This is a genomic window from Pseudomonas sp. AL 58 (assembly GCF_036348395.1).
GTDB lineage: Bacteria > Pseudomonadota > Gammaproteobacteria > Pseudomonadales > Pseudomonadaceae > Aquipseudomonas > Aquipseudomonas defluvii.
Genome location: NZ_JAZBQR010000031.1, coordinates 1 through 26,350 on the forward strand (window position 1 = coordinate 1; position 26,350 = coordinate 26,350).

The following is a 26,350-nucleotide window of genomic DNA, read 5'->3' on the forward strand; positions in this document are numbered from 1 at the left end:
TCGCAGGCAAGCCTGCTCCAACAGAGCCCGCGCAACCTGTAGGAGCCGGGCTTGCCCGCGATGCAAACGCCGCGAACCTACTGGCACCCCACCGACGCCATCGCAGGCAAGCCAGCTCCAACAGAGCCCGCGCGGCCTGTAGGAGCCGGGCTTGCCCGCGATACAAACGCCGCGAACTCGCTGACACCCCACCGACGCCATCGCAGGCAAGCCCGCTCCAACAGAGCCCGCGTAACCTGTAGGAGCCGGGCTTGCCCGCGATGCAGACGCCGCGCACTCACTGACACCGCGCCGAGGTCATCGCAGGCAAGCCAGCTCCAACAGGCCCCGCGCCAGCTGTAGGAGCCGGGCTTGCCCGCGATGCAGGCGCCGCGGACGTGCTGACACCGCGCTGAAGTCATCGCGGGCAAGTCCCGCTCCTACAGGAAATGCAGTGTTCTGTGGGGATCGCTGTGGGATTCAGCCTGGAAAAACAAACCCCCGCTAAAAAGCGGGGGCTTGTCGTTCACGTGCCTTCCTGGCGTATGACGGTGACTTAGCGGCTGGCGTTGAACCAGTGCTCGGTCTCGTCAAGCGAACGGGCAAAGCGCTCGACGATCAGGCGGATCTCCGCTTCGCTGGAAATCAACGGCGGGCAGAAGGCAATCGCATCACCCATGTTACGGGTAATCATGCCGTGCGCCTGGGCGCGACCGGCCAGGAAACGTCCCAGTTTGCCGGTGACCTCGAACGGGGTCTTGAGCTCGCGGTCGGCAACCAGTTCGACTGCCGCAATCAGGCCACGGCCACGGATTTCGCCTACCCGTGGGTGGTCGGCGAATTGGTTCAGACCCTCATGAAGAATCGCGCCCATGGCCGCAGCATGCTCGACCAGGTTCTGTTCTTCGATGATCTTCACGTTTTCCAGCGCAACCGCCGCCGCAACCGGATGGCCACTGGCGGTGAAACCATGGCCAAGGGTGCCCAGCGAATGGCTTTGGTCAGCAATGCCCTGGTACAGCGCATCGTTGATCAGGATCGCCGAGATCGGCTGGTAGGACGAAGACAGCTGTTTGGACAACACCATCACGTCCGGTTTGATACCGAAGGTCTGGCTGCCGAACAGGTTGCCGGTACGGCCGAACCCGCAGATCACTTCGTCAGCGACGACCAGTACGTCATATTTGCGGCAGACGGCCTGGATCTTTTCCCAGTAGGTGCGTGGCGGCACAATGACGCCACCGGCACCCATCAAGGGCTCGCCATAGAAGGCGGCGACGGTTTCCGGGCCTTCACGCAGGATCAGGCTTTCCAGCTCGGCGGCGAGACGGTCGGCAAACTGTTCTTCGGTTTCACCTGGCAGCGCATGGCGGTAATGATGCGGTGCGCCGACGTGGAAGAAGCCCGGCAACGGCACGTCAAAGCCGCGCTGGTTGGCCGGCAAGCCGGTCAGGCTGGCGCTGACGATGGTGATGCCGTGGTAGCCGTTGAGGCGGCTGATGAACTTCTTCTTGGCCGGCTTGCCAATGGCGTTGTTGCGGTACCAGATCAGCTTGACCACGGTATCGTTGGCTTCGGAGCCCGAGTTGGTGAAGAACACCTTGCTCATCGGGACCGGCGCCATTTCGATCAGCTTGTCCGCCAGCTCGATGCTGGGGGCATGCGCCTTGTGGCTGAACAGGTGGTAGAACGGCAGCGTGCGCAATTGCTGCTCGGCGGCCTTGATCAGGCGTTCGTTATTGAACCCCAGGGCAGCGCTCCACAGGCCGGACATGGCCTCAATGTATTGCTTACCCTGGTCGTCATACACATAGATGCCTTCGCCGCGCTCAATGATCAGCGGGCCAAGCTCTTCGTGCATGCGGGCATCGGTGTAGGGGTGCAGTTGATGCTGGACATCTTTTTCAGCCAACGACAGTGTTTGCTTGCTCATTCGTCAACACTCATCAAATAGGTAAATGGACCTGTCAGCGCCCCAGCGCGACAGGGATGCCACCTTGTGCGGTAGCCAAGGCCTTGGCTTTGGCATGGCGACGGCTGACCAACAAGCCCGAACAGACCACCAACAGGCTCAATACGCCGGTGGAGATGACTTCAAGCTGATGATCGGGACGGAACAGCATCACGATGAGCACGGCGCTGATGAACAGGATCACGCCCCAGGTCAGCCACGGGAAAAGCCACATGCGGTAGTTGAGCGTCTTGCCTTCGGCGATCAGCTTCTTGCGCATACGCAGTTGCGAGATGGCGATGACCAGATAGACCAGCAGGGCAATGGTGCCGGAGCTTGCCATCAGGAAGCCGAATACCTTGGAGGGCACCAGGTAGTTGGCGATGACCGTCAGGAACGCCGCGCCGGTAGACAGCAACACGGCATAGATCGGTGTGCCGATGCTGTTGGTGTAACGGGCGCAGGCCGGTGCTTCACCACGTTTGCTGAGGGAGAAGAGCATGCGCGAGGCGGTGTACAGCGAGGAGTTCAGGCAGCTGGTCACCGAGGTCAGTACGACCACGTCGATCAGCAGCTTGGCGTGCGGAACACCCAGGATTTCCAGTACGGTTACGTAGGAGCCTTGGGAGGCCAGGCGCGGATCGTTCCAGGGTACCAGGGCTACGACGATGAAAATCGACAGGATGTAGAACAGCGTAATCCGCCAGATCACCGAATTGGTGGCCCGGGAGATCTGCTTCTCGGCCGCGTCGGATTCGGCGGCCGCAATGGTCACCACCTCGGCGCCAAGGAACGAGAACATGGTGATCAGCATGGCACTGATGACTGCGCCGAAGCCGTTAGGCATGAAGCCGCCATTGTCCCACAGGCGCGAAACGCCGCTGACCGGGGCATCGGGCAGCAGCCCGAAAATGGCGCAGGCGCCCAGGGCGATGAAACCGACGATGGCGAGTACCTTGACCAATGCGAGCCAGAACTCGAATTCGCCATAGTTCTTCACGCTGGCCAGGTTGGTCGCGGTCAGCACCAGGGTGATGATCAGGGACAGTACCCAGATATCCCACTCGGGCACCCAGGTGTTGATGATGGTGGCGGCGATGTTGGCTTCGATCGGAATGATCAGTACCCAGAACCACCAGTACAACCAGCCGATGCTGAACCCCGCCCATTTGCCGATGGCGCGGTCTGCATAGGTGGAAAACGAACCGGTATCCGGCGACGCAACGGCCATTTCGGCGAGCATGCGCATCACCAGCATGACCAGAATGCCAGCAAAGACATAGGCCAGAACAGCGCCTGGGCCGGCTTCGGCAATCGCACGTCCGGAGCCGACGAACAGCCCGGCGCCAATCACCCCGGCAATCGAGAGCATGGTGACATGACGGGATTTAAGCCCGTGACTCAAGTTGTTTTTATGTTTGTTGTTCATGGTCTTACCTTTTTAACGCGATGTCGTTGCCCGCGTGAACGCAGGGCGGCCGCTGCACGCGTAGTGCGGCCACCCTGCTGTTTCGTGTTCACGTGGGCAACGACAAGTGGAGGTCTTACGCCAGTTCGTTGAAGCACTCACCGATGATCGTCAGACCGCGAGCAAGGTCCTCGTCGCTGACGGTCAGAGGTACGAGGATGCGCAGGACGTTGTAGTAAGTACCGCACGACAGCAGGATCAGACCTTTCTCGCGAGCGAGGGCAACGATTTTGCCGGTCAGTTCAGCGGCCGGCTTGTGTACGTCACCACCTTCACACAGCTCCACGGCAACCATGGCGCCGAGGGTCCGCACTTCAAGAATGCTGGAATGCTGCTCAGCGATCTTGCGCAGGCCGGTGCCGAGGATTTCGCCCACGGCCTTGGCACGATCCAGCAAGTGCTCTTGCTCGAAGGCTTCGATGACGGCCAGGGCCGCAGCACAGGACACAGGGCTGCCGGCATAGGTGCCGCCCAGGCCACCCGGGGCAACGGCGTCCATGATTTCGGCCTTGCCCGCCACGCCCGCCAGCGGGAAACCACCGGCGATGGATTTGGCGAAGGTGGTCAGATCGGCGGCGACGCCCATCTGTTCCATGGCGAAGAAGGTACCGGTACGACCGGCGCCGGTTTGTACTTCGTCAGCGATCAGGACGATCCCGTGCTCGTCGCACAGGGCGCGCAGGCGCTGCATGAAAGCTTTTGGCGCGACGTTGAAACCGCCTTCACCCTGTACCGGCTCCAGAATGATCGCGGCGATATCGCTCGGCTGGGCATCGTTCTTGAAGATGCGCTCGATGCTGGCGATGGCCTCGTCGGTAGAGATACCGTGCAGTTCATTCGGGTACTGGGCACGGAAGATGCCGCCTGGCATCAGGCCCATGCCAGCAGAGTAGGGCACTACCTTGCCGGTCAGCGACAGGGTGTAGTGGGTACGGCCATGGTAGGCGCCGGTGAAGGCGATGACACCGGTACGGCCGGTGGCAGCACGGGCGATCTTGATGGCGTTTTCGACGGCTTCAGCACCGGTGGTGACCAGCAGGGTCTTCTTCGCGAAGTTGCCTGGCACCAGCGTGTTGAGTTTCTCGCACAGTTCGACGTAAGGCTTGTAGGCGAACACGTGGAAGCAGGTGTGGGTCAGTTTGGCTTGCTGTGCTTGCACGGCAGCCATGACTTTTGGGTGCAGGTGGCCGGTGTTCAGCACGGCAATGCCGCCTGCGAAGTCGAGGTACTCACGGCCTTCGACATCCCAGACAGTAGCGTTTTCTGCGCGCTCGGCGAAGATCTGGTGGATCTGCCCGACGCCACGTGGGATGGCGTCCAGACGACGTTGCTGCAGCGATTGGTTGGTGTCGCTCATTATTACCTCATAAACCGCAACGGGTTGCGGTCTTGTCCGATGTAGAAAGGAAAGGTTCAGATACCGATGCAGAGGTACTTGATTTCCAGGTAGTCCTCGATGCCGTACTTGGAACCTTCACGGCCCAACCCCGAAGCCTTGATGCCGCCGAACGGGGCCACTTCGTTGGAGATGATGCCGGTGTTGATTCCGACGATGCCGTATTCCAGGGCTTCGCCGACACGGAACACCCGGCTCAGGTCACGGGCATAGAAGTAGGACGCCAGGCCGAACTCGGTGTCGTTGGCCATGGCAATGACTTCGGCCTCGTCCTTGAAGCGGAACAGCGGTGCCAGTGGGCCGAAGGTCTCTTCCTTGGCTACCGCGGCGTTACGCGGCACGTCGACCAGAATCGTCGGCTCGAAGAAGGTGCCACCCAGTGCATGCGGCTTGCCGCCCGCAACGACGCGAGCGCCTTTGCTCACGGCGTCGTCGATGTGCTCCTGGACTTTGGCCAGGGCCTTGGCGTCGATCAGCGGGCCGGTGGTGATGCCATTTTCCAGGCCGTTGCCGATGTTGAGCTTGGCGACGGCTGCGGTGAGTTTTTCGACGAAGGCATCGTAGACACCGTCCTGAATGTACAGGCGGTTGGCGCAGACGCAGGTCTGGCCGTTGTTGCGGTATTTGGAAATCAGCGCACCGTCGACAGCCGCGTCCAGGTCGGCATCGTCAAATACGATGAAGGGGGCGTTACCACCCAGTTCCAGGGAGACTTTCTTGATGTCCTTGGCGCATTCGACCATCAGCTGGCGACCGATTTCGGTCGAGCCGGTGAAGGTTACCTTGCGCACGATCGGGTTGCCGGTCAGCTCGCCGCCGACTTCACCCGCGCTGCCAGTGACAACGCTGAACACGCCTTTTGGAATGCCGGCGCGCTCGGCCAGTTCAGCCAGTGCCAGTGCCGAGTAGGGGGTCTGGGAGGCAGGCTTGAGCACCATGGTGCAACCGGCGGCCAGTGCCGGGCCGGCTTTGCGGGTGATCATTGCCGAAGGGAAGTTCCACGGGGTGATCGCTGCCGTTACACCAATAGGCTGCTTGAGCACCATCAGGCGCTTGTCGACCTGATGCCCAGGAATCATGTCGCCGTAGATGCGCTTGGCTTCTTCACCGAACCATTCCAGGAACGATGCAGCGTAGGCGATCTCGCCTTTCGACTCGGTCAGTGGCTTACCCTGTTCCAGGGTCATCAGACGGGCCAGGTCTTCCTGGTTGGCCATCATCAATTCAAACCATTTACGCAGCTTGACCGCACGTTCCTTGGCGGTCAATGCACGCCAGGCCGGCAGCGCGCGGTCCGCGGCTTCGATGGCACGACGGGTTTCGGCCGCGCCCATCTTTGGCACGGTGCCGATCGTTTCGCCTGTGGCCGGGTTCGTGACCGTGATGGTCTGGCCGTTGTCGGCTTCTACCCAGGCGCCGTCGATGTAAGCGTGTTGGCGAAACAGTTTCAAATCGTTGAGTTGCACGTTGAGTTCCTCGTTACTTGGTCGCGGCGGATGCCGCTGCCACGGCAGGCCGGGCGGTATTGGCGGGCTTGACGAAGCTGGCGCCCTGACTGGAAAGCTGTTCGCGTACCTTGTCGACGATGTGGGCGCCGATAGGGATGGCCGAGGTCGCGGCAGGAGAAGGCGCGTTACACACGCTGATGCTGCGTTTGGTGTTCACGAACAGGAAGTCGTCGATCAACTTGCCATCCAGCGAAACGGCCTGCGCGCGCACACCGGCCGGGTAGGCGGTAAGGTCGCTCTTGACGATGCTCGGGCAGTACTTCTGTACTTCTTTCAGGTAGCCACCCTTGAACATCGAGTTCTTCATCTCGATCAGGCCCGGGCGCAGGTTCTTCATCAGTACCTTGAGGATGCCCGGGGTCGTCAGGGTTTCGAACAGGTCGGGAATCGAAATGTCGGTCTTGCGATAGCCTTCGCGCTTCATCGCCAGCACCGCGTTCGGCCCGACAGTGACGGTGCCATCGATCATCCGGGTCAGGTGTACGCCGAGGAACGGCATGGACGGGTCCGGGATCGGGTAGATCAGGTGGTTGACGATCTGGTTGTGCTGCTTGGGCAGCAGGTAGTACTCGCCACGGAACGGGCAGATGATGAAGTTCGGCTTGACCCCCAGCATGCGCACCACGCGGTCGGCCATCAGGCCCGAGCAGGTGATCAGGAAGCGTCCGTGGTACTCGTGGCCGTCGGTGCGCACCAGCACTTCATCCGCACGTTCGTCGATGCCGTTCACTTCACTGTTGTAGCGAATTTCGCCACCGGCCGCTTCGAACTCGCGGCCCATGGCGGCGGTCACTTGTGCGTAGTTCACGATGCCGCTGGACGGCACGAAGATGCCACCCATGCCGACAATGTTCGGCTCGCGCTCGCGCAGCTCGTCAGCACTCAACCACTCGCGTTTCAAGCCATTGGCTTCGGTGCGGTCCCACAGCGCACTCATGCGCTGCATTTCCAGCTCGTTGGTTGCCACCAGCAGCTTGCCGCACTCGTCATAGCGGATGCCGTGCTTGTCGCAGAACGCCTTGGTGGCCTTGTTGCCTTCCAGGCAGAAGCGCGCCTTCAAGCTGCCGGGGGTGTAATAGACACCGGCATGAATCACGCCACTGTTATGGCCGGTCTGGTGTTTGGCCGGGCCGGATTCTTTTTCCAGCAAAAGGATTTTTGCGTCGGGGTAAACCTGGATCAGTTGCATGGCCGTGGACATACCCACGATGCCGCCACCGATGATAATGAAGTCGTACATAGCCATTAGCCTGCACCCACCTGAATTAGGTTTATTGGAGAGACGACGAAGGCCACCCGGTGGTGGCCTCGTCGCTTCAGCGTGTTGCGCGCATTATTGGCCGCGCTTGTACAGGGTCTTCTGATAGCTGATGTAGCCGCGCTGACGCATCAGTTCGCGACGCAGTTCCGGGTGCGGGGTGAAACGATCACGACCGTGCAGCCAGAACATGTTGTTGATCAGTACGAAGCTGCCAACCGGTACCGGTACCGAAAGCTTCTTCTGGCTACCTTCGATCGACTCGGACATGGCGTTCAGCCAGATGCCTTCCTCGAAGTCCTGCGGCTGCACGAACTGGTCGATGTAGCGCATGGTTGGACGGCCCTGGTCGTCATTGTCAAACACCGGGTGGAAGACATCTTCACGCACGTTCTTGCTCGGTGGTGCGGTGAAACGCATCTCACGGCGCGCCAGTGGGTGAGAGAAGTAGTGGTCGATGTCTTCCCAGTCGTCCAGGTGCAGCAGCAGGGTGTTGCCACCGACCATGTTCTGCTCGTCGATCTTCATCATCAGCACGTAGTCGGTGTGCTCTTTGACGAAGGTGCCGTCGTTGTGCAGTTCCATTACACGGTGAGGCTGACGCAGGTAGCTGTCGGAGTTGTCGGTGTTGACTACCACGAAGCGGGCATAGAACTGACCGCTCATGGCATCGAAGTTCGAGCGACCGATCAGGTGCGCGATGGCCGAGGAGAACTTGACCATGTCGTCGGCCTGGGTCACGTCACACAGGCCCTGCGGGGTGACCAGCATGCCGCCGGTAGCGCGGTCCAGGATGGTGTTCAGCAGTACCGGACGCAGTGTGCCTTCACACAGTTCGTCGAGGATCTGGCCGACGCGGAAACGCAGGAACGACTTGTACTCCAGCGCCTGTACCGGCCATTGGGCTACGGCGCTGACGAAGGCATCGACGACTTCCTTGCTGAAGGTCAGTTCCAGCAGGCGTGGGGACTGCTTGGACGGGCTGACGGTAAAGCCCTTGGTCTCTACCGGAAGCGGCATAACGGGGTCTTGAATGTGAGTGAAGGCGTTCATGGAGGCTCCTGGCAGAGGTAGTAAAAGGCGTCTTCCAGCAATGATCTGGATCAGGCAGGAGTAAAATATCGCTACAAATTAAAAATGTCTACATTTTTCAATTTGAGCGACAGAAAATCTTTTTGTCTAATGTTTTTCCGCTGCAAGCGGTTTGGGTATGATTGATTTTTTTGAGTTCAGGAGCAGTACCTTGGAAAGCCTCGCCCCCAGGCATAACTCTGCATTCAGTGGGTACGAGCGGCTTAAGCACGACATCATTCGCGGCGTATTCAAACCAGGTGAAAAGCTGCTAATGAGCGGGCTCAAGGAGCGCTATGACCTGGGCGTCGGCCCGCTACGCGAGGCGCTGTCGCAGCTCGTGGCAGAGCATCTGGTGGTGGTCATCAGCCAGAAGGGCTATCGGGTTGCGTCCATGTCGCTGCAGGAGCTTCAGGATATTTATGATGCTCGCGCGAACCTTGAAGCCATGATCGTGGGCCTCGCCATCGAGCGCGGCGATGATGCGTGGGAAGCGCAGGTCGTGGCCCAGTCCCATACCTTGTCCAAAGTGATGGATGTACAAACCCGCGAAAAAGTCCTCGATGTCTGGGATATGCGGCACAAGGCTTTTCATAGCGCCATCGCCGCAGGCTGCGGTTCCAAGCATTTGTTGCAGGTGCGCACCTACCTGTTCGATCAGGCCGAGCGCTACCGCCATCTGTGGTTGACCCAGACGGTGTTCTCGGAGGAAGCGTTGGAGATCAAGCGCAAGGAGCATGCCGCGCTGGTTGAAGCGATCCTGGCGCGGGACACGGAGCGCGCGACGACCATGATGCGTAACCACCTGATGTCGCCCGTGCCGATCATTCTTGAGGTCATGCAGCGTGAAGGGTTGGGGAAGGCGGTATCGCTTGTCCCGGCGTCCTGACACGCTCGGGCAGTGATGCAGGGGCGCACGGGCGCCCCTGTCGATCAGATCAGATGCGGAAGCTGTCCACCAGGCTCTTCAGGCGTTCGGCCTGTTCGTCTAGCGCCTTGCAGGCTTGCAACGTTGCATTGAGGTTGGAGATGCCTTGTTGGTTGAGGCTGTTGATCTCGATGATGTCGACGTTCAGTGACTCGATGACCGAGGTCTGCTCCTCTGTTGCCGCCGCGACGGACTGGTTCATCCCGTCGATTTCCACGATGCGGCCGGTTACGCCATTCAGGTGTTCGCCCGCCTGATTGGCAATCGTCACGCTTTCCTCGCTGTGTTGCTGGCTTTCCGTCATGGTTGCCACGGCTTCGCGTGCGCCGACCTGCAACTCTTGAATCATCGTCTGGATTTCCTGTGCGGACTCCTGGGTACGATGTGCCAGGCTGCGTACTTCGTCCGCCACCACGGCAAAGCCACGTCCTGCCTCACCCGCCCGAGCCGCTTCGATGGCCGCGTTCAGGGCCAGCAAATTGGTCTGTTCGGAAATGCCCTTGATCACCTCGAGGATTCGACCGATGTCGACGGTACGGTTGTTCAGGGTCTCGATATTGAGGCACGACGCACTGATCTTCGAGGACAACTCGCTCATGGCCTGGAGGGTTCGGGCCACGACCTGGCCTCCGTCCTCGGCTTGCAGGCTGGCGCCTGACGCCTGGCGTGACGCATCTGCCGCGTTGCGCGCAATCTCCTGGGCTGCGGCACCCAGTTCGTTGATCGCCGCGGCGACACTGTTGGTGCGTTGGCTTTGCTCGTCAGAACTGCTCATCGACGACTCTGACGATCGGATCACTTGCTTGACGACGTTGTTGACCTGAGCCGTGGTAGACGCCACCTCGCGGATAGACCCATGGATGCGCTCAACGAAGCGGTTGAAGGCGATGGCCAGTTGGCCGAATTCATCGCGCGATTGCACATCGATTCGCCGGGTCAGGTCGCCTTCGCCTTGGGCAATGTTTTCCATTGCGCGAGAAAGGTTGTTCAGGGGTTTCATGAGCACCTGGATCAGCATCCCCAGCAGGGCGATGATCACCACGACCGCCACAATGCTGGCGATCAGTGCGCTGGCACGAAACTCTCGTTGTTGGCTGTAAGCCATGTCTTTGTCGATTGACAGGCCAATGTACCAGTCGACTGAGGGCAGGCCCTTGATGGGCGTGAAGCTGACGATGCGGGGTTTGCCATTCTCTTCAGCTTCGGCGAAGCGCTGGTCGATACCCGGGGTATGGTTCGGGTACAGATCCTTCAGCGACTTCATGACCAGTTTGCGGTCCTGGTGGACCAGAATCGTACCGTCCCTGCTGACCAGGAAGGCATAGCCGGTGCCATTGAAGTCGAGGGCATTGATCATGTCCGTCATGGTCTTCAGGCTGAGGTCTACACCGGTGATACCGGCCAGGCGCCCGTCGTGCCGCACAGGTGCGGTGATCGACATCACCAGCTCATTGCTCACCAGGTCCATGTAGGGGTTGGTCAGTATGGCCTGGCCTGCAGTCTCGGCCTCTTTGTACCAAGGGCGGACCCGTGGGTCATAGTCTTTGCCCAGGTCCGTCGGCTTGTTGGCCAGGAAGCGGCCATCTGCCTGGGTTCCGATGTAGGCCAGTTCGAATGCCTGACGGATGGCTTTCAATGACATGGCAGCCATGATTGAGTCATCACTCAGGTCGCGCTCGATGTTTTGCTGCATCGACTCGAGCAGGGCGACGCGTCCGGAGAGCCAGCTCTGGATGTTCTGTGCGGTGAGTGTTCCGTTGTTCTGCAGGTCACCCCGCAGTTCGTTCTCGATGTAGGCGCCTTGGCGAACATCGTTGTAAACCGAGAACAGCGAGAGAATGGCGATCACCACCAATGAGGCAGCGATCAGGATCTTGTGGCTGAATTTCAGGTTTTGCAGCACGGCGTTTAGTCTCCGACTAAGACCCTGGTGGTGTGAAATGCACGCAGCGAGGCTTTTTATAATGTGTGGTCTGTCAGCGCTTGAGCGAGACAGGAGGGCCTGATGTGGCTGGCAGAACTTCGGCATGGCGACGACGGATCAGCGGTTAAGGTCGCCAAGCGGTTAAAAGTATCGCTAAAAACTAAAAATATCTACGTTTTTGATGGGCGCTGCTGAGGTTTGCGCGTGGCACGCAGCTGCAACGCCTTTGGCAGGCATGAGCAAGCACCGTACGTGGGTTCAGGAGATACTCTTGCAGTCACTTGGGAGAGGTCCCTCGGTGGCGACGGCACTATCTTCATTGCGCTATGTTTAGCCGCCAGCCTGGTCGCTGGCGGCTTTTTTTATGTCGGTGACTCGAGGTGTTTGAAACAGGTGGCGCTTCAGCGAAGCACAGCCAGTTTGATGCCAAATCCCAACAGGCATGCGCCTGCCAATTTTTCCAAGGCACTGGATACCTTCGGATTTGCACGCAAACGCTCGGCCAGAAAGTGAGTCAGCAGCACCGCTATCAGGCCATACAGAAACGTGAGCACCGCGATTGTCACGGCCATAAAGGCAAACGTCACCAGCCCCTGGTGGCGTACCGGATCGACGAACAGCGGAAAAAACGCCATGTAGAAGACGATGGCCTTGGGGTTAAGCAGCGTGATCATCAGGGTTTGGCGCAGGTAACGGTTGGGCTTCATCTGCCGGAGAGGGGCTGTACCCGGTTTTGCCAGCAGCATCCGTGCGCCCAGCCAGGCCAGGTAGGCCGCACCGAGCCACTGCACCAGATGGAAGGCTGCCGGGTAGGTGTTCAACAGTGCCGCAACGCCAGCGACCGCCAGCCACAACAACACCTGGTCACCGAAGATGACGCCGAATGTAGCCGCGAGCCCGCCTTTGATTCCGCCCTTGCCGGTCGACGTGATCAAGGCGAAGTTGCCTGGGCCGGGGATGGCCAGCAAGATAATGAAGGCAATGACAAAAGCGCTGTAGTCCGTTACACCAAGCATGAAAATCTCCATCGGTATCTGCCGGCCAGAACAGTGTCTGGTTCAAAAACAGGATACGCCTGTTGGGGGGGTTAATCTGGCTTGCCCCGTACGATTTTTCCTTCTTTGATCTCGTCTGCATAGGCCTTCAGCCTGTCTGAATCCTTGTACAGACGATTCATCAAGTGCAGTACCGCCACGACATCGACGTCTTTGACCCGCTCGGCGAGTTTGCTGATTTCCCCGGCGGTTCGTTCCAGGTTTGATGCAACCGCTTTCAGGTCGCGTTTCAGTTCACTGGTTGATTTCTTGGTGCCCATTCCTACCTCTCAAAACATCGTCAGGTGCTGTCACCTGGCGCTTGCTGGCAGCGGAGTGCCGCCGGTCAGAATACTCAGTCAGGTTTGAATTTTCATCTTCACTTTTGCATCCGCCAGAACAACCCCATTGCTTTGATCGCCTGATGGGATCAGTCCGTCGTTGAACCCTCATTGGGTGTGACGGGCAGCGGTTTCAGATGAAATGTGCACACTGTTGCCCCTCGAACCATGCACGTCAGGTGTTCAACCGTGCTGTGTCCCAGGCTGCCGATCAATGCCAGATCCAGTTCGCAGACCTCGGGGTGGGTTGCGGCCAGGTGATGGAAGACACAGTTGTGCGCGACAATTTCTTTTTCGCCACCGGAACGGAAAAAGACGTTGGCTTCATAGCCTGTGTTGTTCATGTGTTCGACGATTTTTTCTTCTTTAATCGCCTGTTGTTCAAGGTCGGCTGCCATCCTGCTACCCAGATTGCGCATAAGGGTGATCAGGCCGTCATGGCCGACGAGCTTGGCAACCTCACCAATGACCAAGCTGGCCAGCAGGTGGTACTGGCGGGGAAACAGCTCCTTGCCCCGGTCAGTCAGTTGGTGCAACTGCTCGGGTCTTCTGCCGGTTGGTCGCGTTTGCCCGCGTGCGACCAGGCCGTCGCGCTCCAGTGCGGCCAAGTGCTGACGTACTGCGGTGCGTGTGATCGTCAGGGCATGCGCCAGCTCATCGATGCTCATGCCGGAAGGCTGATAGAGCAGGGCGCTGAGCAGGTCCTGTTGGGTGCGGCCCAATCCTTGAAGCATTTAGTTGGATCTCCACTCGATAAGTTCGCGCGAGGCGCCAGAGACACCCCGCGCGGCTTGCTCAGAACTTGTCCGGGAACTGTTTGACCAGTGCAGCGGTGAGGGTGTCGGCCAATGTCAGGATATGTTCGCGCATTGCCATCCAGGTCTTGGCTTCGGCAGCGTAGTCCTTCATGGCCAATTGATCGATCTGGGCTACATGATGCCCGCCATGAGCGCTGAGCATGGCCACCAACGACGCTTCAGGCAGGTTGGGGTTGGCCTTTGCCAGGAACGCGGCGATCGCTTTGGCATTGCTGGTGAGCTCGTTTACGGCGGAGTCCTTGCCCGCGGCATTCTTGCTTATCGTTGCGTCACTGTAGTGTTTCACTGCCCCCCAGTGCCCGGCCAGCAGTTTGAGCAACTGATCAGCGGCGTGTTGGCCGTAGAGCGGTGCCAGGCTGTTGGCAATACGGGTAGCATTTGCGACGACTTCTGTACTGGCGACTGTGGCTTGCTTGTTGTCGCCGGTCTGGTTGGCAATCGCGTAGTTTCTGATCCAGAAGATATGTTCGACCCACAAGTCCCGCAATGCCAAGCGTGTGCTAAGCGCAGCGGGCTCACTGGCGACAGGTTTTGCAGTGTGGTTGGTAGGTTCACCGTATGACGCACTCCAGGCGGGTTGTACGCAGAGCGCGAGCAACAGCATTGCCAGAATCTTGATGTTCATGACGGAGTCCTCGTGGCATGGATGACCTTGCAATATCAATTAAAGCATAAAAATATGCCATTAATAGGTCGAGTGCATTTTTTCCAGCAGGCGCACATTCAGGCAGGATTCTTTTGGGCGGGCAGGCATAAAAAAACCCGCACTGGGCGGGCCAAGGGAGATTCTGTAGGAGCATTGCCAGAATAGGGCGCTCGACGTGAACTGTTTGTGAAGAGGGTGTCGAGAAAATGCAAAACCCGGCGCCAGACCGGGTTTGTGTCACGAGGGATCAATCGTGCTTATGGTGACGCTTGTGCTTGTGTCGCTTGCCACCATCGTTGTTGTCGCCATCGTCACCCAGATGGTTACCCAGTGCGCCACCCGCTGCGCCACCGAGGCCTGCGCCGATAGTGGAACCGGTGGAGCCGCCGATCTGGTGACCGATGATCGAGCCGCCCGCAGAACCGAGCCCACCACCCAGAGCAGCTTCGGTGCGGTTGCCTTTCTTGGCGCCGACAGCACTGCCGGCTGCGCCGCCGACACCGGCACCAATCGCTGCGCCTGTGCTGCCGCCGATTTGCTGGCCGATGACATTACCCAAGGCGCCACCCAGGCCGCCGCCGACTGCGGCAGTACCATCGCCGGCAGCCAACGCGCATTGAGACAAGAGAAGACCTAGAGCAAGGGTAGGCAATGTAAAACGCATGATATGAGCCTCAGAAAAGGGGGCAGTGTTCAAATGGGCAGGTCGTACAACAAACATGTCAGCGAGGGCCTTAGCGGTCCTCGTCCCGGTAGCGATCATCATGTCGGTGATGACGGCGGTGATCCCGGTCTTGCGAGTAGCGGTGGTCCTGATCGCGCCAGCCATCATCATCCCGGTCATGGTAATGATGGTGATAACAGCCGGAGGACGCCAGGAAAGTGGCGATCAGGGCGAATTGCGAAAGGCGAGTCAGCACTGTTGTTTCCTTGATCCGCAGCGCGGTTTTCTAGTTGCAAGGCTCTGACAGTGTTTTCTGTTATTGGTTTCGGCAGGATGCCGCATTTGTAGGCTGTATGGAGCGGTTAGCCTAAAGGGCTGGATGACTGTTCTGGATGAATCGCAGGCAGCAAAAAGGCGCCTATCAAGGCGCCTTCTCTAATATGGTGCGAGTGGCGGGACTCGAACCCGCAAGGCTCACGCCGGCAGATTTTAAGTCTGCTGTGTATACCAATTCCACCACACTCGCATGCTCGATTTCTTTACTGCGCTACATCAAGCAACTCAAAGCAAGCTACATCAAGCCACTCGGCGCAACTAATCAGTGGCGCAAAATCGAGGCGTCTTTATAACTCATCGTTATATTTGAGTCAACCGGGCAGGGGCTTTGCCCTGTTCAAGCTGTTGCTGCTCAATGCTCTGCGCCACGTCGCGCAGGTCATCTACAGAGGCCTGTAAGCCTGCTATTCGTCCCTGTATATCCGCGGCATCCTGCGTATGTACCGAGTGTTGCAGGTAGAGCGCATGGCCCGCTAACGTTGTCGCAACCTGCTCAAGTTTCTCGGCCGTGTGCTCCAAGTCGTCATGAATTCCCTTCATCCGCATGTCTGATACCAAGACCTTATCCTCTAGTCCCTTATCGGCAGTGGGCTTTGCTATGGCCGCGGGGGGACTATAGCAAGTTACCAGTGCCTGATCAGGTGTTTGCGCAGCGAAGGGAAGGCCGAGGGCCGGTGCGCGGACAATGGCAACTACGGTTTGCCACAGTTCGGCGGGTTGCAGCTTTTCTACTGCTGAACCTGGCAGGTGCGCGGGAATAGTGTTTACGGTCAGTGCTGAAGTCGGTTTGCCCGACGGTCAACGGTTACCGGCATTTGTGGCAGGCACACTTATCACGCCGTTGTGGCTGAATCTGCGTGTTCCAGGACGAAATCCTGAGCAAGAGACGCCTCAATAGTCGGCTATTGGCTTTTCGCTCATGGGGCGGCACGTTGCAGTTGCAGGCGTTGATCGGCGCGCCTGGGCCTCCTGAAAGGCATGCGATCTGCGGTCATGGCCGGTCTTCAGCGACCAAGCGCATCCGTGCGACTCGAGTCATGGGCTGTTAGTGCTGATCGTCTCCTTTCTCTGGTGCTGGGTTGCCAGCCTGGATGCGCTTGAAAATCTCTTCTCGATGCACTTGTACATCTTTGGGTGCATCAATGCCGATCCTCACTTGCATCCCCTTGACGCCGAGAATGGTGACCTTGATGTCATCATCGATAACGATGCTTTCGCCGACCTTTCGGGTGAGTATCAGCATGTATTTCTCCTTGGTAGCTTGAATTGCCTGGCAACGTTGTTGCCCAGGCCGGTCGCGCACTATATGCGCTTCCTCTTTCCTTTATTAAAGACGCATTCGTTGAAAATAAATTCTCCGAGCAAAGATTCTGCTGCGTGTCTTTAGTCGCAGGAGGCGACTGGGCGGATGCAAACGTAGGAACGCACCTTTGCCCGCAGACGCAAGCATAGGGGGGTTCGACGAATATGGGAAATTTCTCTGCTAGGCATGAGCAAAATCTTAATATGCCGTATCCCAACAGCCTAGAATTTTAACGCGTGGCACGTGTGATCAGCCAAGCAAAGCCACCGATTTAATTTGCGCCCAAAGCTGCTGCCCTTCATGGATACCCAATTGGTCGTATGAGAAGCGGGTGATGCGCGCCAGCAATGGTGTGCCACTGGCATCAAGGCTGAGCAGCACGTGGGCGTCATTGTCGGCAATGCGGTGTTGACCAACACGCACGGGCAGGCGATTGAGGATGCTGGAATGGTCGTTTTCGACCAGGCTGAGGCTCACATCGCGCGCGCGGACCTTGACCCGCAGGTACGTTCCAAGCGCCAGCGGCGCATGAGTGACGCGCAGTTGCAACGCTGTGCCGGGCAGATGCAGCCCCAGCAATCGATAGGCCGGGTCATAATGTGCGACGCAGCCTTCGATGATGACCCCGGCATCTTCGTCCTGCGCCAGCGGCAGGTCGATGCGCGCCAGGGTTGGCGCTATGGCACCGCTGGCCAGTACGTTGCCCTGTTCGATGATCACCAGGTGATCAGCCAGTTGTGTCACTTCGTCCAGCGCATGGCTGACGTATACCAGGGGAATCTCCAGTTCGTCGTGCAGGCGCTCAAGGTACGGCAGGATCTCGCGCTTGCGCGGTGCATCGAGTGCCGCGAGTGGCTCATCCATCAGCAGCAGCTGCGGGCTGGTCAACAAGGCGCGAGCGATGCCTACGCGTTGCCGTTCGCCGCCAGAGAGCGTATCAGGCTGACGCTCAAGCAGGTGGCCGATGCCAAGCAGTTCGCAGGCCTGCTCAAGCGCCACTTTGCGCTCACGGGGCGGGGTGCGGCGCTGTCCGAACTCCAGATTGCCACGCACCGACAGATGGCTGAACAGGCTGGCTTCCTGGAACACGTAGCCAATGGAACGCTTGTGCGCGGGCAGGAAGTACTGCCGGCGTGAGTCTTGCCAGACCACGCCATTGACCTCGATATACGCTTCTTCCGCTCGCTCGAGGCCTGCCAGGCAACGCAGGCAGGTTGTCTTGCCGGAGCCGGAGTGACCGAACAGGGCGCTGATCCCGCGGCCGGGCAACTGCAGGTCGACGTTCAGTTCAAACGCCTTCCAGGCCACTTTCAAGCGGGCATGAATCATGGGGTGCATGTTTAGCCCCAGCCCGGTTTTTCACGGCGGCTGGCATACAGGGCCAACAACACCACAAATGAGAACACCAGCATGGCGCCCGCCAGCCAGTGTGCTTGCAGGTACTCCATGGCTTCCACATGGTCGTAGATCTGTACCGAAACCACGCGTGTTTTGTCGGGAATATTGCCGCCAATCATCAACACTACGCCGAACTCGCCAACGGTGTGGGCGAATCCAAGAATGCTGGCGGTGATGAAGCCGGGTTTGGCCAGCGGCAGTACTACGCTGAAAAAGGTGTCCCAAGGCCCGGCGCGCAATGTTGCTGCAGCCTCCAGTGGACGCTCGCCGATGGCGCTGAAGGCGTTCTGCAAGGGTTGTACGACAAAGGGCATGGAATAGATCACGGAGCCGATTACCAGGCCGCTGAAGCTGAACACCACAGTGCCCAGGCCCAGTGCCTGGGTGGCCTGGCCGATCAAACCATTGGGGCCCATCGCCAGCAGCAGGTAGAAACCGATGACGGTGGGCGGAAGGACCAAGGGCAGGGCGACGATAGCCCCAACCGGGCCGCGCAGCCACGAACGGGTGCGCGTCAGCCACCAGGCGATGGGGGTGCCAACGATCAGCAGAATCAGCGTGGTCAGGCTGGCCAGTTTGAAGGTCAGCCAGATCGCGGCAAGGTCGTTGGCGTCCAGTGGCATTAGCGTGAGTAACCGTAGGCGGCAATGACGGCAGCGGCCTTTGGCCCCTTGAGGTAGTCAACCAGGGCCTGAGCGGCTGGGTTGTCTTTGCCTTTGGCCAGAATCACGGCGTCCTGACGGATCGGTTCATGCAGTGCTGCTGGCACTACCCAGGCTGAGCCGTGGGTGATCTTGCCCTCCTGGTAAATCTGCGACAGCGCCACAAAGCCCAGTTCCGCATTGCCGGTGGCGACGAACTGATAGGCCTGGGTGATGTTCTGGCCCTCCACGAGCTTGGCCCGGGTTGCATCGGTCAGGTTCAGCTTCTGCAGTACCTGAGTGGCGGCAAGGCCATAAGGTGCGGCCTTGGGGTTGGCGATGGCCAAGTGCTGGAACTGGTTCTGTTTCAGCACGCTGCCTTCGGCATCGACATAGCCGTCTTTGGCTGACCACAGCGCGAGCGTGCCGATTGCATAGGTAAAGCGCGAGCCCTTGACGGTATCGCCCTCGGCTTCGAGTTTGGCTGGTGTGGTGTCGTCTGCGGCGAGGAACACCTCGAAGGGTGCGCCGTTCTTGATTTGTGCATAGAACTGCCCGGTGGCACCGAAGGCCGTGACCAGCCTGTGGCCAGTGTCTTTCTCGAATTCTTTGGCGATGGCCTGAATGGGCGCAGTGAAGTTGGCTGCCACGGCAACCTGCACGTCATCGGCCCAAGCGCTGCTGGTCACAACGGCGCCCAGGAGGGCCAGGGCGAAACGGGGGGCTTTCATACGCATGAAACACGGCTCCGTGTGCTGAAGGGGTATCGCTATGTACGTAAATATATAGCGATACGCAGGTACACCGGAAGGATTGTTTCAGCGTGCGAGGAGCGCCAGGGCCTTGTTCGCCAACTGTTGGGTGAGTTGTGCAGCCGGCAGTTCAACGCCCAGCCTCAGCGCCTGGCCGGACCACAGGTTGCTGAAATCGGTATTGCCCTGGGGCTCGCTGATCGCCCGCAGTGGCATCAAGGCACCACCTGCCAGTGGAAAGGCGGGTGCGGCGGGGTTCATCGGGCCAAGTTCACGCATGATGCGGGTAGTAATCCCGCGGGCCGGGCGCCCGGTGAACAGGTTGGTCAGTGCCGTATCGCTCTCCGCATGGGTGTGCAGGGCCTGGCGATGGGCGGCCGAGATCTTGGCTTCCGGGCAGAACAAGTAGGCGGTTCCCATCTGTACGGCTGAAGCACCCAGTGCAAACGCTGCAACGATGCCGCGTGCGTCGCCAATACCGCCAGCGGCAATGACCGGGACCTGCACGGCATCAACAACCTGGGGGACCAGCGCCAGGGTGCCGACCTGGGTATTCAGGTCGCTGCTGAGAAACATGCCGCGGTGCCCGCCGGCTTCGTACCCCATGGCAATGATCGCATCGCAACCCTGTTGCTCCAGCCACACGGCTTCAGCGACGGTCGTTGCGCTCGACAACACCTTGGCCCCCGTTGCCTTGACCCGTTTTACCAGCTCGGCGTCTGGCAGGCCAAAGTGGAAGCTGACAACCGCCGGGCGGAAGGCTTCTACCAGTTCGCAGGCTGCGGCATCAAAAGGGGCGCGGTTTGAAACCGGTGTAGGCGCCTCGAAATCGGCGCCCAAGGCGTCGTAATACGGTTTTAATGCCTGTTTCCAGCGCGCATCGCGTTCACTGTCGGGTGTTGGCGATCGGTGGCAGAAAAAATTGACGTTAAGCGGGCGTTGGCTGGCCTGGGAAAAAGCCTGCAGCTCCTGGCGCATCTGCTCGATGCTCAGGGTTGCGCAGGGCAGGGAACCCAGGCCGCCAGCGTTACTGACAGCAATGGCCATGGCAGACCCCGTAGCGCCGGCCATCGGTGCCTGGATAATGGGCAGTTCTATGCCCAGCAAATCGAGGATACGGCTGTCTGGCCAGCGGCTCATTGCCCGGTTCTCCTTGTGGCGTAATGTGCAGTCCTGCGTTTAAAGCGCTCGGGTGACGCGAATTTCAGTGATGCGTTCGGCGTCTTCGCCGTGCATCGCCTTGAGTGCGGCTTGAGCTTGTTCGAGCGAATCATCAGTCAGCTGGGCAAAGTCCCAGCGGCGTTGATCGTCGAGTTTGTAATGGATGACGTACTTGCGTGTGTCGCTCATGTTCAGCTCAGCTTTGAAGAAGATCGACGGATGATCTTGATGGAATGGGTGAACGTCGTCTTGCGTGAGGCGGCATTGTTCAGGCGCGGGCCGGCGGTATCGATGGTGATGTTCCAGAAGCCGGAACTGGGTACCGTGATTTTTGCCGGGAACCGGTCGAAAGCGCCACCGTGGTAGGTATGGCGACCACCATTCTTGAAGCTGCGGAAGTTGGCATCGCTCATCAGGCGAATATTGCAGCGCTGGGAACACTCGATAACGACAATGTCGTCCTCATTGAGATGTTCGCGCCGATGTACAAATTTCATGTGACTCTCCGCAACGGAACTTTTCGCAAATCAAAACGATACCACGATGTCGGTTACACTGTCGGCCTTCGCGCCAGACCTAGGAGAAATCTGCCAATCAAGGGAGCAAATCTGTCGGCGCGTGGTCAGAACTTTTTTCGATGGAGTGGTATCGATGAGATGGCTTGTCCCAGCGTTGGCAGTAACGCTGACTGGTTGTGCGAGTGTGGCAGAGCTTGAGCAAACCCCCGAGACCCTGGATGTTATTTCAGGCAAGTCGCCACAGGCGTATGCCCATTGTGTCCAGCAAGCGCTGGCCGACAGTCGCGCACCTTTGCAACTGGAAGAGCGCCATGATGGGGTTCGCTTGATCGTGCCGCAAAAACTTTCCGCTGGGCCTGCAGCGGTATTCGATATTGAAAAACGTGGCAGTGGCAGCAGCATCAAGTTGTATGAACGCCTGAACAACTTCCCAATGCGTTTGGGGGATGTGAAAACCGCAGCCACGCACTGTATCTCGGGCTGAGGCCGGTGTTTCGATGATGGCCTCCCGATAGAACGATTCAGTGCGGTATCCCTCCTTTTCCAGTGTTAGCGCAATGTTTGTAGCGGGCGGTATATAGGCCTACTATCCATAGGCTTATATTTTATGTGCCTAAGCTAATAACTAGAAAATGGAGTTCGTGATGATCCCACTGGATCGAATCCTGGCGAGCGGCGCATTGCTGCTCTCGCTTCAGGTCGCGCAGGCTACGGAAGGTCAAAACGTTTTCACTCAAGGCGGCCAGAACCCCGCCGCCATGGCATGCATGGGCTGTCACGGCGCTGATGGCATGGGCATGGCAGCGACCGGGTTCCCACGTTTGGCAGGCTTGCCTGCCGGCTACCTGAGCAAGCAACTGGCCGACTTTCGCAGTGGCAGCCGCAAGAACCCGATCATGGAGCCGTTGGCCAAGGCCCTGAGCGCCTCGGAAATCCAGGCAGTCAGCGCTGCCCTGGCAGCCATGCCCACGCCGAAAACCCCGCTTGTCCGCCGTCAGCAGATGGCGAGCAGCCCAGATGAGAAGCTGGCGCTGTACGGCGATTGGGCACGCAGCATTCCTGGCTGTGTTCAATGCCATGGCCCTGGCGGCGTGGGCGTCGGCGAGCATTTCCCGCCACTGGTGCATCAGCCGGCCACCTATCTGGCGGCACAGCTCAACGCGTGGCGAGACGGCACTCGCAGCAACGATTCCAACCAGCTCATGGTTGGCGTAGCCAAGGCATTGAGTGACGACGAGGTCAAGGCGGTAGCGGAGTACTTTGCCAACCTTGGCAGCCAGGAGGGCAAACAATGACGCGCTTTATCTTGGCTTCGCTGGCATTGTCCATGGGCAGTGTTCACGCTGCACAGGTTGTCATGGAGGACCAGTCCCAGTTGAACGTGCCACCTGCCAGCACGGCAAGGGGCTTCGTTCCTCCTGCTGAACGTGAACTGCCGGACAACGCGTTCGGCAAGATGGTCCGTGATGGCTACGCCCTGTTCGTCGATACTCGGCGGCTGATGCCGAACTACGTCGGCAATGGTCTCAATTGCAGTAACTGCCACCTTGATCAGGGGCGCCTGGCCAACTCGGCCCCGCTGTGGGGGGCGTACCCCATGTACCCGGCCTATCGCAAGAAAAACGACAAGGTCAACACCTTCGCCGAGCGTATCCAAGGGTGTTTTCAGTTCAGCATGAATGGCAAGCCGCCTGCAGCGGATAGCCCGGAAATGACCGCCTTGTCGGTCTACGCCTACTGGTTGGCCAGCAAGGCGCCGATTGGCGTCGAGACACCCGGGCGTGGTTACCCGGACGTACCGGAACCTGCTCAGGGTTACGATTTCAGCCGGGGCGAGCAGGTGTACAAGGATCAGTGCGCGGTGTGTCATGGCAACAACGGTGAAGGCCAGAAGGTTGCCAGCGACTATGTGATGCCGCCACTTTGGGGCAAGGACTCCTATAACTGGGGCGCGGGCATGCACCGGATCAATACGGCCACCTCGTTCATCAAGCACAATATGCCCTTGGGCAAGCCCGGCAGCCTCTCGGACCAGCAAGCCTGGGACGTGGCGGCTTACATCAACAAACACGAGCGCCCTCAGGATCCACGGTTGATCGAAGGCTCCATCGAGAAGACCCGTCTGAAGTTCCACGCCAATGATGGCGTGAACCTGTATGGGCAAAAGGTCGAGGGTGTCTTGATTGGTCAAGGCACTGAGTAAGCTCAGCCCCTGCCATTTTGTGCCTGTCGAGGGTGATCGGCAGGTGCAATATTTACCTGGCCAGGGAACTATCTACACTGGTATTTCTCTATTTGGCATCGGCTAACCGTGGGTGGGGCATTGTAAGGTGACCGCCGCCTGATTAGACTGCGCCGAATTTCGTACGCACAGCCCTTGTTAAGGACTTTTATGATCAAAAAATGCTTGTTCCCGGCAGCCGGTTACGGCACTCGCTTCCTGCCAGCAACCAAAGCCATGCCCAAGGAAATGCTGCCGGTGGTGAACAAGCCACTGATCCAGTACGGCGTTGAAGAGGCGCTGGAGGCAGGTCTGAACGAGATCTCCATCGTTACCGGTCGTGGCAAGCGTGCTCTGGAAGACCATTTCGACATCAGCTACGAGCTGGAAAACCAGATCAAGGGCACCGACAAGGAAAAGTACCTGGTCGGTATTCGCCGCCTGCTCGACGAGTGTTCGTTCTCCTACACCCGTCAGACCGAAATGAAAGGCCTGGGCCACGCGATCCTGACCGGTCGTCCGCTGATCGGCGACGAGCCGTTTGCCGTAGTACTGGCCGACGACCTGTGCGTCAACCTGGAAGGCGATGGCGTGCTGACCCAGATGGTCAAGCTGTACAAGCAGTTCCGCTGCTCGATCGTGGCCATCCAGGAAGTCGATCCTTCGGAAACCAACAAGTACGGTGTGATTGCCGGCGAGATGATCCGTGACGACATTTACCGCGTCCACAGCATGGTCGAGAAGCCAAAGCCTGAAGATGCGCCGTCGAACCTGGCCATCATTGGTCGCTACATCCTGACGCCGGACATCTTCGATCTGATCGAGCAGACCGAGCCAGGCAAGGGTGGCGAGATCCAGATCACCGACGCCCTGATGAAGCAGGCGCAGAACGGCTGCGTAATGGCCTACAAATTCAAGGGCAAGCGTTTTGACTGCGGTGGTGCCGAAGGCTACATCGACGCCACCAACTTCTGCTTCGAAAACTTCTACAAGACCGGCAAGGCCTACTGATTTGTTGGCGTAACCGTTGAAGTCGAAAAAGCCACCTTCGGGTGGCTTTTTTGTTCCTGGCTGTCGCCGGGGTTATGCTGATGGCCTGCCAAGGAGACCTGAGATGGCCTACGATTTTGATCTGTTCGTGATTGGTGCCGGTTCCGGCGGTGTGCGTGCGGCACGCTTTGCCGCGGGTTTCGGTGCAAAGGTGGCGGTTGCTGAAAGCCGTTACCTGGGGGGGGCCTGCGTAAACGTTGGCTGCGTGCCGAAAAAACTGCTGGTCTACGGCGCTCATTTCGCCGATGACTTTGAGCAAGCCAGTGGTTTTGGCTGGTCACTGGAAGATGCACAGTTCGATTGGGGGCAATTGATCGCCAACAAGAACCGTGAAATCGAGCGGCTCAATGGTATCTATCGCAACCTGCTGCTGAACAGCGGCGTGACCCTGCTTGAGGGGCATGCGCGGCTGACCGGGGCCCATGAAGTGGAGGTCGACGGGCAGCGTTACAGCGCCGAGCACATTCTGATCGCTACCGGTGGCTGGCCGCAGACTCCGGACATCCCGGGTAAAGAGTTGGCCATCAGTTCCAACGAAGCTTTCTACCTGAAGGACCTGCCCAAGCGCGTGCTGGTGGTGGGTGGTGGTTACATCGCGGTAGAGTTTGCCGGTATTTTCCAAGGGCTCGGTGCCAAAACTTCGCTGCTCTACCGAGGGGACCTGTTCCTGCGCGGCTTCGACGGTGCCGTGCGTGAGCACCTGAAGGAGGAACTGGAAAAGCGCGGCATGGACCTGCAGTTCAATACTGAAATTCGCAGTATCGAGAAACAGGCGGACGGAAGCCTCAAGGCCACCCTCAACGATGGCCGTGAACTGATCGCCGATTGCGTGTTTTACGCCACTGGGCGTCGTCCGATGCTGGATAACCTGGGCCTGGAAAACACCGGTGTCGAACTTGATTCGCGCGGCTTCATCCGCGTCGACGAACTGTTTCAGACCACTGATCCATCGATTCTGGCGATTGGTGATGTGATCGGGCGTGTGCAATTGACCCCGGTGGCGCTGGCCGAGGGTATGGCCGTGGTGCGGCGCCTGTTCAAGCCTGAGCAGTACCGTAAGGTTGACTACCAGAACATACCGACAGCGGTGTTCAGCCAGCCGCCGATTGGCACTGTTGGCCTGAGCGAAGAGCAGGCGGTCGAGCAGGGCTATGAGGTGAGTGTTTTTGAAAGCCGTTTCCGGCCAATGAAACTGACCCTCACCGAGTGCCAGGAACGTACCTTGATGAAGCTGGTAGTCGATGCCAAGACGGACCGCGTCCTTGGCTGCCATATGGTTGGCCCGGATGCTGGCGAGATCATCCAGGGGCTGGGTATTGCGCTGAAGGCGGGGGCGACCAAACAGCAATTCGACGAAACCATCGGTGTGCATCCAACGGCTGCCGAAGAGTTTGTGACCATGCGCACGCCTGTTCGCTAACAGTCGCCCATTGCAGGCACCTGTGTTGGAGCAGCTTTTGTTGGAGCTGGCTTGCCTGCGATGGCGTCGGCGGGGTGGCAGTAAGTGCGCGGCGTCTGCATCGCGGGCAAGCCCCGCTCCTACAGGCTGTTTAGCTTTTGTTGGCGCTGGCTTGCTTGCGATGGCGTCGGCGGGGTGGCAGTGAGTGCGCGGCGTCTGCATCGCGGGCAAGACCGGCTCCTACAGGCTGTTTAGCCTTTGTTGGAGCAGGCTTGCCTGCGATGGCCTCGGCGGGTTGCCAGTGAGTGCGCGGCGTCTGCATCGCGGGCAAGCCCCGCTCCTACAGGCTGTTTAGCTTTTGTTGGAGCAGGCTTGCCTGCGATGGCCTCGGCGGGGTGCCTGTGAGTTCGCGGCGGCTGCATCGCGGGCAAGACCCGCTCCTACAGGCTGTTTAGCTTTTGTTGGAGCTGGCTTGCCTGCGATGGCGTCGGCGGGGTGGCAGTGAGTGCGCGGCGGCTGCATCGCGGGCAAGACCCGCTCCTACAGGCTGTTTAGCTTTTGTTGGAGCTGGCTTGCCTGCGATGG

The 26,350-nt window shown here is 59.1% G+C and carries 28 protein-coding genes, 1 tRNA gene and 1 pseudogene; 7 read left to right on the top strand and 23 right to left on the bottom strand.

The window, feature by feature from the left end; translation table 11 throughout:
- Positions 1-535 precede the first annotated feature (535 nt).
- The 6 genes from UIA24_RS21975 to glaH all read right to left on the bottom strand — a co-directional run bounded on the left by UIA24_RS21975 (position 536) and on the right by glaH (position 8,613).
- The gene (locus UIA24_RS21975) at positions 536-1,912 is read right to left on the bottom strand and encodes an aspartate aminotransferase family protein (RefSeq protein ID WP_330523926.1); all 1,377 of its coding nucleotides are present in this window, start codon (positions 1,910-1,912) and stop codon (positions 536-538) included.
- A gap of 34 nt (positions 1,913-1,946) precedes the next feature.
- Positions 1,947-3,359: a GABA permease gene (gabP, locus tag UIA24_RS21980; RefSeq protein WP_099775120.1), complete on the bottom strand. Its 1,413-nt coding sequence runs from the start codon at positions 3,357-3,359 to the stop codon at positions 1,947-1,949.
- 115 nt (positions 3,360-3,474) lie between these two features.
- Positions 3,475-4,755 (bottom strand): 4-aminobutyrate--2-oxoglutarate transaminase, encoded by a 1,281-nt coding sequence (gene gabT, locus UIA24_RS21985; RefSeq protein WP_065761892.1) that lies wholly within the window; start codon positions 4,753-4,755, stop codon positions 3,475-3,477.
- A gap of 56 nt (positions 4,756-4,811) precedes the next feature.
- Positions 4,812-6,260: an NADP-dependent succinate-semialdehyde dehydrogenase gene (gene gabD / locus UIA24_RS21990; protein ID WP_099775119.1), complete on the bottom strand. Its 1,449-nt coding sequence runs from the start codon at positions 6,258-6,260 to the stop codon at positions 4,812-4,814.
- A 13-nt stretch (positions 6,261-6,273) separates the two neighbouring features.
- On the bottom strand, positions 6,274-7,542 hold the full coding sequence (lhgO, locus tag UIA24_RS21995; RefSeq protein WP_065761768.1) for an L-2-hydroxyglutarate oxidase: 1,269 nt from the start codon (positions 7,540-7,542) through the stop codon (positions 6,274-6,276).
- 93 nt (positions 7,543-7,635) lie between these two features.
- Positions 7,636-8,613: a glutarate dioxygenase GlaH gene (gene glaH / locus UIA24_RS22000; protein ID WP_102051488.1), complete on the bottom strand. Its 978-nt coding sequence runs from the start codon at positions 8,611-8,613 to the stop codon at positions 7,636-7,638.
- A gap of 190 nt (positions 8,614-8,803) precedes the next feature.
- Here glaH and csiR point away from each other — a divergent pair, with 190 nt between their 5' ends.
- The gene (csiR, locus tag UIA24_RS22005; RefSeq protein WP_245704411.1) at positions 8,804-9,520 is read left to right on the top strand and encodes a DNA-binding transcriptional regulator CsiR; all 717 of its coding nucleotides are present in this window, start codon (positions 8,804-8,806) and stop codon (positions 9,518-9,520) included.
- Positions 9,521-9,569: 49 nt separating this feature from the next.
- Here csiR and UIA24_RS23440 read toward each other — a convergent pair whose 3' ends face one another.
- From UIA24_RS23440 to UIA24_RS22030, 6 genes and pseudogenes are all read right to left on the bottom strand, one after another.
- A complete protein-coding gene (locus tag UIA24_RS23440) occupies positions 9,570-10,334 on the bottom strand; it encodes a methyl-accepting chemotaxis protein (RefSeq protein ID WP_371917173.1) in 765 nt (254 codons plus the stop codon).
- A 93-nt stretch (positions 10,335-10,427) separates the two neighbouring features.
- Positions 10,428-11,588 (bottom strand): annotated as a pseudogene (locus tag UIA24_RS23445) (cache domain-containing protein); the annotation flags it as partial.
- A 296-nt stretch (positions 11,589-11,884) separates the two neighbouring features.
- Positions 11,885-12,499, bottom strand: a complete 615-nt coding sequence (locus UIA24_RS22015; RefSeq protein WP_099775117.1) for a LysE family transporter — start codon at positions 12,497-12,499, stop codon at positions 11,885-11,887.
- A 71-nt stretch (positions 12,500-12,570) separates the two neighbouring features.
- A complete protein-coding gene (locus tag UIA24_RS22020) occupies positions 12,571-12,798 on the bottom strand; it encodes a hypothetical protein (RefSeq protein WP_330523927.1) in 228 nt (75 codons plus the stop codon).
- Positions 12,799-12,947: 149 nt separating this feature from the next.
- Positions 12,948-13,592, bottom strand: coding sequence for a helix-turn-helix transcriptional regulator (locus UIA24_RS22025; RefSeq protein WP_102051490.1), 645 nt, complete (start codon positions 13,590-13,592; stop codon positions 12,948-12,950).
- A gap of 61 nt (positions 13,593-13,653) precedes the next feature.
- Entirely contained in the window at positions 13,654-14,301 is a 648-nt protein-coding gene (locus UIA24_RS22030) for a hypothetical protein (RefSeq protein WP_102051491.1), read from the bottom strand.
- Between the two features lie 12 nt (positions 14,302-14,313).
- On the opposite strand from UIA24_RS22030, the gene UIA24_RS22035 reads away from it, so the two are divergent.
- Positions 14,314-14,487: a hypothetical protein gene (locus UIA24_RS22035; protein WP_330523928.1), complete on the top strand. Its 174-nt coding sequence runs from the start codon at positions 14,314-14,316 to the stop codon at positions 14,485-14,487.
- A gap of 82 nt (positions 14,488-14,569) precedes the next feature.
- On the opposite strand, the gene UIA24_RS22040 is transcribed toward UIA24_RS22035, so the two are convergent.
- From UIA24_RS22040 to UIA24_RS22090, 11 genes are all read right to left on the bottom strand, one after another.
- Entirely contained in the window at positions 14,570-14,986 is a 417-nt protein-coding gene (locus UIA24_RS22040; protein ID WP_065761789.1) for a glycine zipper domain-containing protein, read from the bottom strand.
- A gap of 70 nt (positions 14,987-15,056) precedes the next feature.
- Positions 15,057-15,242, bottom strand: a complete 186-nt coding sequence (locus UIA24_RS22045; protein ID WP_256587490.1) for a hypothetical protein — start codon at positions 15,240-15,242, stop codon at positions 15,057-15,059.
- A gap of 185 nt (positions 15,243-15,427) precedes the next feature.
- A tRNA-Leu gene (locus UIA24_RS22050) sits at positions 15,428-15,512 on the bottom strand.
- Between the two features lie 110 nt (positions 15,513-15,622).
- Positions 15,623-15,880, bottom strand: a complete 258-nt coding sequence (locus UIA24_RS22055; RefSeq protein ID WP_178081677.1) for a hypothetical protein — start codon at positions 15,878-15,880, stop codon at positions 15,623-15,625.
- A gap of 487 nt (positions 15,881-16,367) precedes the next feature.
- Positions 16,368-16,565: a carbon storage regulator CsrA gene (gene csrA / locus UIA24_RS22060; protein ID WP_065761791.1), complete on the bottom strand. Its 198-nt coding sequence runs from the start codon at positions 16,563-16,565 to the stop codon at positions 16,368-16,370.
- A gap of 309 nt (positions 16,566-16,874) precedes the next feature.
- Entirely contained in the window at positions 16,875-17,963 is a 1,089-nt protein-coding gene (modC, locus tag UIA24_RS22065) for a molybdenum ABC transporter ATP-binding protein (protein ID WP_330523929.1), read from the bottom strand.
- A gap of 2 nt (positions 17,964-17,965) precedes the next feature.
- On the bottom strand, positions 17,966-18,646 hold the full coding sequence (gene modB, locus UIA24_RS22070) for a molybdate ABC transporter permease subunit (RefSeq protein WP_330523930.1): 681 nt from the start codon (positions 18,644-18,646) through the stop codon (positions 17,966-17,968).
- Positions 18,646-19,401 (bottom strand): molybdate ABC transporter substrate-binding protein, encoded by a 756-nt coding sequence (modA, locus tag UIA24_RS22075; RefSeq protein ID WP_102051493.1) that lies wholly within the window; start codon positions 19,399-19,401, stop codon positions 18,646-18,648. Before modA ends, modB begins: the two co-directional genes overlap by 1 nt.
- 81 nt (positions 19,402-19,482) lie before the next feature.
- Entirely contained in the window at positions 19,483-20,556 is a 1,074-nt protein-coding gene (locus tag UIA24_RS22080; RefSeq protein ID WP_330523931.1) for an NAD(P)H-dependent flavin oxidoreductase, read from the bottom strand.
- 39 nt (positions 20,557-20,595) lie between these two features.
- Positions 20,596-20,766, bottom strand: a complete 171-nt coding sequence (locus tag UIA24_RS22085) for a hypothetical protein (protein ID WP_176717480.1) — start codon at positions 20,764-20,766, stop codon at positions 20,596-20,598.
- Positions 20,767-20,768: 2 nt separating this feature from the next.
- Positions 20,769-21,074, bottom strand: a complete 306-nt coding sequence (locus tag UIA24_RS22090; protein WP_065761796.1) for a DUF1883 domain-containing protein — start codon at positions 21,072-21,074, stop codon at positions 20,769-20,771.
- A 154-nt stretch (positions 21,075-21,228) separates the two neighbouring features.
- On the opposite strand from UIA24_RS22090, the gene UIA24_RS22095 reads away from it, so the two are divergent.
- The 5 genes from UIA24_RS22095 to gorA all read left to right on the top strand — a co-directional run bounded on the left by UIA24_RS22095 (position 21,229) and on the right by gorA (position 25,786).
- Entirely contained in the window at positions 21,229-21,579 is a 351-nt protein-coding gene (locus UIA24_RS22095) for a hypothetical protein (protein WP_065761840.1), read from the top strand.
- 160 nt (positions 21,580-21,739) lie between these two features.
- Positions 21,740-22,390 carry a c-type cytochrome gene (locus UIA24_RS22100; RefSeq protein WP_330523932.1) on the top strand — a complete coding sequence of 217 codons (651 nt, stop codon included), beginning with the start codon at positions 21,740-21,742 and terminating at the stop codon, positions 22,388-22,390.
- Complete coding sequence (locus UIA24_RS22105) at positions 22,387-23,298, top strand: c-type cytochrome (RefSeq protein ID WP_330523933.1); 912 nt, start codon at positions 22,387-22,389, stop codon at positions 23,296-23,298. The genes UIA24_RS22100 and UIA24_RS22105 overlap by 4 nt, the downstream gene beginning before the upstream one ends.
- A gap of 189 nt (positions 23,299-23,487) precedes the next feature.
- A complete protein-coding gene (galU, locus tag UIA24_RS22110) occupies positions 23,488-24,327 on the top strand; it encodes a UTP--glucose-1-phosphate uridylyltransferase GalU (protein ID WP_065761837.1) in 840 nt (279 codons plus the stop codon).
- Positions 24,328-24,430: 103 nt separating this feature from the next.
- Positions 24,431-25,786 carry a glutathione-disulfide reductase gene (gorA, locus tag UIA24_RS22115; RefSeq protein ID WP_330523934.1) on the top strand — a complete coding sequence of 452 codons (1,356 nt, stop codon included), beginning with the start codon at positions 24,431-24,433 and terminating at the stop codon, positions 25,784-25,786.
- The last annotated feature ends 564 nt before the right edge of the window (positions 25,787-26,350 follow it).